The 7,453-nt window shown below is 72.9% G+C and carries 7 protein-coding genes; all 7 read right to left on the bottom strand.

What is annotated here, in order from left to right; all coding sequences use genetic code 11:
• Window positions 1-12: 12 nt before the first annotated feature.
• On the bottom strand, window positions 13-870 hold the full coding sequence (locus tag RWP81_RS12355) for a PhzF family phenazine biosynthesis protein (protein WP_314456511.1): 858 nt from the start codon (window positions 868-870) through the stop codon (window positions 13-15).
• Window positions 871-959: 89 nt separating this feature from the next.
• Window positions 960-2,243, bottom strand: coding sequence for an allantoate amidohydrolase (locus RWP81_RS12350; RefSeq protein WP_055959786.1), 1,284 nt, complete (start codon window positions 2,241-2,243; stop codon window positions 960-962).
• Between the two features lie 199 nt (window positions 2,244-2,442).
• Window positions 2,443-3,630 carry an alanine--glyoxylate aminotransferase family protein gene (locus RWP81_RS12345; protein ID WP_314456515.1) on the bottom strand — a complete coding sequence of 396 codons (1,188 nt, stop codon included), beginning with the start codon at window positions 3,628-3,630 and terminating at the stop codon, window positions 2,443-2,445.
• A 44-nt stretch (window positions 3,631-3,674) separates the two neighbouring features.
• Window positions 3,675-5,381, bottom strand: coding sequence for an AtzH-like domain-containing protein (locus tag RWP81_RS12340; RefSeq protein ID WP_314456508.1), 1,707 nt, complete (start codon window positions 5,379-5,381; stop codon window positions 3,675-3,677).
• 8 nt (window positions 5,382-5,389) lie between these two features.
• Complete coding sequence (locus tag RWP81_RS12335; RefSeq protein WP_314456506.1) at window positions 5,390-5,566, bottom strand: hypothetical protein; 177 nt, start codon at window positions 5,564-5,566, stop codon at window positions 5,390-5,392.
• Entirely contained in the window at window positions 5,563-6,708 is a 1,146-nt protein-coding gene (locus tag RWP81_RS12330; RefSeq protein ID WP_314456513.1) for an acetamidase/formamidase family protein, read from the bottom strand. The genes RWP81_RS12335 and RWP81_RS12330 overlap by 4 nt, the downstream gene beginning before the upstream one ends.
• A gap of 260 nt (window positions 6,709-6,968) precedes the next feature.
• On the bottom strand, window positions 6,969-7,453 hold a 485-nt coding region (locus RWP81_RS12325), incomplete at its 5' end, for an amidohydrolase family protein (protein ID WP_314456504.1).

Here is a 7,453-nt window from a genome sequence, read left to right as displayed (position 1 = left end):
GCCGATCCGCGGTCAGAGCGGCGTCGCGCCGCCCCGCACGATGATGCCCCCGGACGCCGGGACCTCGACCTCCAGCACGCTCGGCCGGCCGATGTGCCGCCCCTGCCGCACCGTGAAGCCGAACGGCGCGGGAACGCCGACGCGGTCGCGCAGGTACGCCCCCAGCGAGGCGGCGGCGGAGCCGGTGGCCGGGTCTTCGGTGATGTCGCCGACGGGGAAGAGATTGCGGGCCTCGGCGACGAGGCCGTCGGCGATGCCGCCCGCGACGTGCACCACGATGGCGGTGCCCTTCCATCCGCGTTCGTCGAGGAGTTCCCGCATCGCACCGGGATCGAAGGTGAACGTGTCGAACACCTCGCGCGCGGTCACGGCGACGACCGGGTGCAGGTTGCCGGCGAAGGACTGTGCCAGCGGCATCCGCTCGTCCAGGTCGGCGTGGGTCATGCCCATCAGGCCGAGCAGGCGGTCGGCCACCTCCGGCTCCAGGTCGGTGACGCGCGGCTCGACGCTCGTGAAACCGGCGACCATGGCGCCCTCGGCGTCGCGCTCGGTGACGACGTCGACCGCGCCCGCGGCGGTGTCGAAGACGTAGCTGCCGGCGCCCTCGATCTCAGCGAGCGCCACCGCCGTCGCGATGGTGGCGTGTCCGCAGAAGGGCACCTCGGCGTCGGGCGAGAAGTACCGCACGACGACGCGGTCACCCTCACGCGCGGTCACGAACGCCGTCTCGGGGTGGCCGAGGTCGGCCGCGATGCGCTGCATCTGCGCGTCGTCGAGCGAGGCGGCGTCCAGCACGACACCCGCGGGATTGCCGCCCCCGGGTTCGGCGGCGAAGGCGAGCAGCTGCAGGATGCCGGGGGTGTCGGTCATGCCACGATTCTCGCGCAGGGCTCACGGTGCGTCCGAGGGCCGATCGGGGACGAGTGGACCGGTTGCGGACCGGAGTCGGGTGGCCGGGCTCAGCGCGGCTCCGCGCCCAGGTGCAGCACCGCCTCGGCGAGCGCCCGTAGCCCCGCGGCGACGTCGGCACCGGTCACCGCCTCATCGGGGTGGTGGCTGATGCCGTCGGGGTTGCGCAGGAACAGCATGCCCACCTCGGTGATGGCCCCGATCGCCATCGCGTCGTGTCCGGCGCGGCTGAACAGGGTCGGCGCCTCGCCGCCGATACCGGCGCGCACCACGTCCTGCAGCAGCGGGGCGCAGAACACGGCCGGTGCGCTGTGCACCTCGCGGGCCTGCCAGCGGAGCCCGCGGCGGCCCATGATGGCATCCAGTTCGCGGGAGATCTCGTCCCACGTGTGGTCGCGGGTGGCGTCGAACTCGCCGCGGAGGTCGAGCGAGAAGTGCGCCTCACCGGGCACGACGTTCACCGCGCCGGGGAACGCCTCGAGCTGACCGACGGTGCCGATGATGTGATGCTCTCCGCGGCAGATGCGCTCCACCGCCAGGGCGGCTTCGCTCGCGCCGAGCAGGGCATCGCGCCGCATGTCGTACGGAGTGCCGCCGGCGTGCCGCGCCTCACCCTCGACGACGAGCTGGAAGCGCCTGGCCGAGGCGATCGACGACACCGCGGCGAGCGCCCGGCCGCTGCGATGCAGCTCCGGCCCCTGCTCGATGTGCGCTTCCAGGTAGGCGACGAGCTCGTCGGGGCGTCGGGCGGCCTCGCCGACGCGGCCCGGGTCGAGCCCGAACTCGCGGAAGGCCTGCCGCAGCGTGTAGCCGTCGGCATCCGTCAGGTCCCACCACGACGCGTCCCACTGCCCGGCGACCGCCGAAGATCCGAGGAGGGCTTTGCCGAAGCGCGTGCCCTCCTCGTCGCTGAAGGCGATGACCTCGAGCGCGAACGGGAAGGGACTGGATGCCGTGCCCTCGTCGTCGACCAGGCGGATGAGCCGCACGACCTCGAGGGCCATCAGCACCCCGACGATGCCGTCGAAGCGTCCGGCGTCGGGGACGGTGTCGAGATGCGAGCCCATCAGTAGCGCGGGGGCGTCGGGGGCTCCGGCCGGGGCGAGGCGTCCGACCTGGTTGCCCGCGGCATCCTGTCTCGTCGTCATGCCGAGTTCGCGCATCCACTCCGCGGCCAAGCGGTTGACTCGGGCGTGCTCGGGTGACAGGTACACGCGCGTGATGCTGCCCGGCGTCGCCGTGACCCGGGCGAGTTCTTCGCATCGCCCCATGACGCGGCGCGCCGCCGAGGCGATGCGCTCGGGCGCGACCTGCAGGCGGGTGGCGGTGGTCATGGTCGGGCTCCGCGGGCCGCGACTCGATGACTCACCGCGAATGCCCGCGCGGCGCGCGACCCGGCGTGCGTTCGCCCGGAGTCAGCGACCCCGGCGACAGCGTGTGGGCCGTGACTCGCCGAGAATGCACGCCCGGCGTGCGACGCGGCGTGCGTTCGCCCGACGTCGGCGACGGAGACCGACGCGGGAGTGCGGCGCGTCATGAGCGCGCCGCCGCGTACACGCCCTGCGCGGCCTCGACGCCACCGCCGGGCGCGACCGTCGCGCCGTGGCGACGCAGTACCGCCTCGAGCGCGGCGAGGGTGGTGAGCACGGCATCGGTGCGGGCGTTGTACCCCATCGTGCCGATGCGCCAGACGCGACCGTGCAGCGGACCGAACGACGTGCCGATCTCGATGCCGAAGTCGCTCAACAGCTCCGAACGCACCGCATCGCCGATCACTCCCTCGGGGATCTCGACCGCGACGACGTTCGTCATCTTGTGCGCGACGTCGCCGAACACCGTGAGCCCCAGGCCCTCGACGCCCGCGAGCATCGCGTCGCCGTGCAAGCGGTGCCGCGCGATCACGGCATCGCGCCCCTCGAGCAGCAGAACGCGCGCGCACTCCCGCGCGCCGTAGAGCATCGTCGTCGCCTCGGTGTGGTGGTTCAGACGGCGCGGTCCCCAGTAGTCCAGGATCATCGCGAGGTCGAAGTAGTTCGAGCGGATGAAGTCGGATGCCACGGCATCGCCCTCCTCGCGGATACCGGCCTCGACGCGGGCGCGCGAGCGCACCACCTCGACGGCCCGCTCCGAGAGGCTGATCGGCGCCGACCCCGACGGCCCGCCGAGGCACTTCTGCAGGCCCGCGGTGGCGGCATCCAGTCCCCAGTCATCCATCTCGAACGCGTTGCCGCCGAGGGAGGCCGTGGCGTCGGTGTAGAACAGCGCTCCGTGCGCGCGGCAGATCTCGCCGATCTCGTCCAACGGCTGGAGCATCGTGGTCGAGGTGTCGCCCTGCACGCAGGCGACGAGGTGCGGCTTGACCCGCTCGACCGCCTCGCGGATCGCCGACACGGGGAAGACCTGACCCCACGGCACCTCGATCGTGTGCACTTCGGCGAGCGCGCGTTCGGCGATCTCGGCGAGCAGGTGCCCGAAGCGTCCGAAGACGGGCACGAGCACCCTGTCTCCCGGGCGGATGAGCGAGATCATGGCCGCCTCGATGCCGGCGCGACTCGTGCCGTCGATGAGCACCGTCGCGTCGTTGTCGGTGCCCCAGACCTGGCGGTACAGGTCTTGAGTCTCGTTCATCGTGGCAGTCATGAACGGGTCGTACTGTCCGACGAGCGGTGCCCCCATCGCGCGCAGCACGCTGGGGTACGCCGAGATGGGCCCGGGGCCCATCAGCAGTCGGGCGGGCGGGTCGATGGGGCCGGGGAGCTGGCTGTTCACGGGGTCTCCATGGTGCGGGAGGGGGCGGAAGCACGAGACGATGCCGACAGGGCGGCGAGGCGGCGGGCGAGGCGCACGAGCGCGATGTCGGTGCCCGCACGCGAGACGAGGCAGACGCCGACCGGGGCGCCGTCGATCGTGAGAAGCGGCACTGAGATCGCCGGGAGACCGGCGATGGCCGCGGGGGCCGTCATCCGCAGGGTGGCCGCGCGCACGGCGTCGACGTCGGCGGTGCGCTGAGGTGCGGGCCCCGGGACGGTGGGGAAGACCATGACGGCACCGTCGACGAGCTCGGCCAGGTGCGCGGCGATCGGTTCGAGGCCGCTGCGCGCCGCACGTTCTTCGTCGGCGGTGATCTGCGCCGCGACGCGGAAACGCTCGGCGACCGCCGGGCCCACGGCACCGGGATGCGCGCGCAGCCACTCGCCGTCGTTGCGCCACGCCTCTGCGCCCTGCACGGTGCGGAACGCCGCGAAGCCGGCATCCAGGTCTCCCGTGTGCACCGCGCGGAACGAGGGCGGGTCATCGGATGCCGCGAGCCCGGCCAGAAAACGCGAGAACCCTTCACGGGTGGAGGCGTCGGCGCAGTCGAGGATCTCTTCGGGGATTACGAACCGCCAAGGAAGGTCGCTGCCTGCGGCCCCGTACACGTTCTCGGTGGAGGCGGAGCCGTCGTAGCTCAGGCACCAGTCGGCCACCCGCTGCAGGGTGTCGCCGTCGCGGGTGAGCCAGCCGATCGTGTCGAACGACTGCGCGAGCGGCAGCATGCCCTGTCGGGGAACGAGGTCATGGGTCGTGCGCAGCCCCCAGAGCCCCTGGTACGACGCCGGCACGCGGATGGAACCGGCGGTGTCGGTGGCGAGGGCGATGTCGGCATGGCCGAGGGCGACAGCGGATGCCGGTCCGCTGGACGAACCGCCGGGCAGAGCACCGACCACCGCGCCGTTGGGCGGCGTGCCGTAATGGGCGTTGTCTCCGGCGATCGAATAGGCGAACTCGTCGGTGCGGGCGATGCCGCGCAGCGACGCACCCCCGCGCAGCAGGTCGGCGACCGCCGGGGCGGTGGCCTTCTCAGGCCGTGCTTCTTCGAGGAATGTGGGGTTTCCCGCGCCGATGCGGAAGCCGGCGATGGCGAAGAGGTCTTTCACCGCGACGGTGAGTCCCTCGAGCGGACCCTCCCACGCCCCCTGCAGGAAGGGGTCGCCGACGCTGCGCCAGATGGTGCGGTCGAGCGGAGGCGTGCGCGGCGTCACGTGCGCCGCGGTGATGAGCCACCGACCGTCGATGCGTTGCCACACCTGCGTCTGCAGGCCTCGCCCACCGCCGCGGAACTGCGACACCGACATCAGCAGGGCGACGTCGCCGTCGGTGCTCGCGTCGGTGGTGGCCGTGGCGAGCGGGCGGTAGTGGACCTCGGCGATGTCGCGCGGAGGGACGCCGCCGCGCAGTGACCGGAATCCGCTGATCGCGTCATGGCCGACGAGGAGGCCCGCCGTGTCGCCGCGGAGCGTGTCGGGTCCCGGCGCGAAGAACGCGTCGAGGGCGTCGAGGTCGTTCGCGACGATGGCTCGCTCGTACGCGTCGAAGGCCTCGCGCAGGTCGGCGGGCGGAGGCGGGGCGCCGGTGTCCGAGGCGGAGTCCAGAGTGGCGGGCGACCCGGGGGCGGTGCCGGCGGCTGCCGCGGGTTCGAGAGGTGAGGTCATGGCATCCGTCATCGGCCGTCTCCGTCAGTGGGGGCGTCGTGCTCGTCGAGTGTCCACGACACGCCGTCCCGGACCCGTGTCCTGCGGCGTGTCCTGGACACTCGAGGCGGGACGACGGCGTTCGCGGGGGTGACGCGGGCGGGCTCGTCGGCGCGGGCGAGCGCGGCGGCCAGGGCGGGGGTCATGCTGTGCCTCCCTCGGGCAGGGGAACGGATGCCAGCGCCTCCGGCTCCACCGACGGCACTCCCGCGAAGTCGGCCTCGCGGATGCGCGCGTGCACGCCCGAGACGATATCGACGACCTGCGAGATGTCGAAGTCGGTCGCGGCGCTCAGGTAGGCGTAGCCCAGGTGTTCGTCCATGCCCCAACGGCCGTGCAGCAGCGCGAGCGACGAGCGCACGCACGCGCGCATCGCCGCGTCGAGGTCGGGGTCCATCCCGGTCGGCACGAGATAGTCGGGCGTGCGCACGAGCGGCCCCGTGACCTCGCCGAACGCCGCGCGCGCGGCGGCCGCCGGAATCACCTCGAAGCGCAGCGTGGCGCGCAGCGACGCCTCGAGGGCGGTGAGCGCGACCTCGCCGTCGCCCTGCGCGAAGTGGGGGTCGCCGACGTACGCGAGCGCCCCCTCGACCTGCACCGGGAGGTAGAGGATCGTCCCCTCGACGAGGAGGTTGATGTCGATGTTGCCGCCGTGCGTGCCCGGCGGCACGGAGTGCGGTCGTTGCGCACCTGCGACGGCGACCCCCATCGTGCCGAGGAACGGCGCGAGGGGGAACGCCACGACCGGCTCGCCTCCCTCGACGACGGGGAGCGTGCCGTGCAGGATGCCGCTCCGTTCGGCGACGGCGGCGAACACGCTGACGTTGTGCTCACCACGCGGCAGCTCGCCCACGAGCGCGCCCTTGCCGTGCCGGTTCGAGATCACGCCGTAGGGCACCCGCGGAACGAGCGTCTCGACGGTGATCTTGAGCAGGTCACCGGGGTGCGCATCGCGCACGTGCACGGGACCGACGACGACGTGGGGTCCGTCGGCCATCACGTCGCGCGAGACGGATGCCGCGATCTCGACGGCATCGTCGAGCACCTGCTCCCGCGGAATCCCGTGTGCGGCGAAGAAGGCGGCCGGATCTCTGCCCTGGTCGTCGAGGATGCCCTCGTGGCTGACGGTGTCGAACGTGACGCTCGCACCCGACGCGATCTCGAGCACGGCGGTGTCGCTCGCGCACGGCAGGCGCCCCCACAGGACGGTGTCGGGCGTGGCGCGGAGGTAGTGATCGCCGGGGACGGCGCCGACGCCGGGCTGGAGGATCGGCACCGGCGTCGTGATGCCGGGCCCGGTCCCTTCGACAGGCTCAGGGACCTCGACCTCGGCGTGCGTCACGGCCCCCTCGGCAGGCTCAGGGACCTCGGTCGCAGCCGATGAGCCGCCGGTACCGGGCCCCTCGACAGGCTCAAGGACCACGACCTCGGCGTGCGTCACGGCACCCTCGGCAGGCTCAGGGACCTCGGTCGTGGCCGAACCGCGGTGGCCGAGCCCGTCGACGTCACCCGCCGACTCGCGCGGACCGGTCGCAGACGCCGCGGCGCTCACGCCTCCACCGCCGCATTGGTGTGCAGGATCTCGCGGCCCTCGCGCTCGGTCACGGCAGCGCCGCGGCGGTACACCGACTCTCCACGGAGCCAGGTCTCGCGCACCACGCCCGTGAGGGTCTTGCCGTGCCACGGCGTCACGGGGTTGCGGTACTCCAGCGTCGCGGCATCGACCACGAACGTCTCGTTGGGGGCGAAGGCGACGAGGTGAGCCGGCGCACCCGGTTCGATCACGCCGAGCCCCCCGAGGCCCGCGATGCGCGCGGGGCCCGTCGTGAGCAAGGGCAGGAGGCTCTCAAAGGCGAGCCCCCGCTCGCGGGCGGTGGTGTGCACCGCCGACAGGCCGGTCTGCAGCCCCGCGATGCCTCCCCAGGCGAGGCCGAAGTCGGGATTGCCCTTCAGCTCGACGGTGGCCGGCGAATGGTCGCTGACGATCGCGTCGATGGTGCCGTCGACGATCCCCGCCCACAGCAGGTCGCGGT

Origin of the sequence: uncultured Microbacterium sp. (genome assembly GCF_963521695.1) — a bacterium.
Lineage (GTDB): Bacteria > Actinomycetota > Actinomycetes > Actinomycetales > Microbacteriaceae > Microbacterium.
Note: the sequence above shows the minus strand (reverse complement) of the source record. Positions and strands in the feature narration are given on the sequence as shown.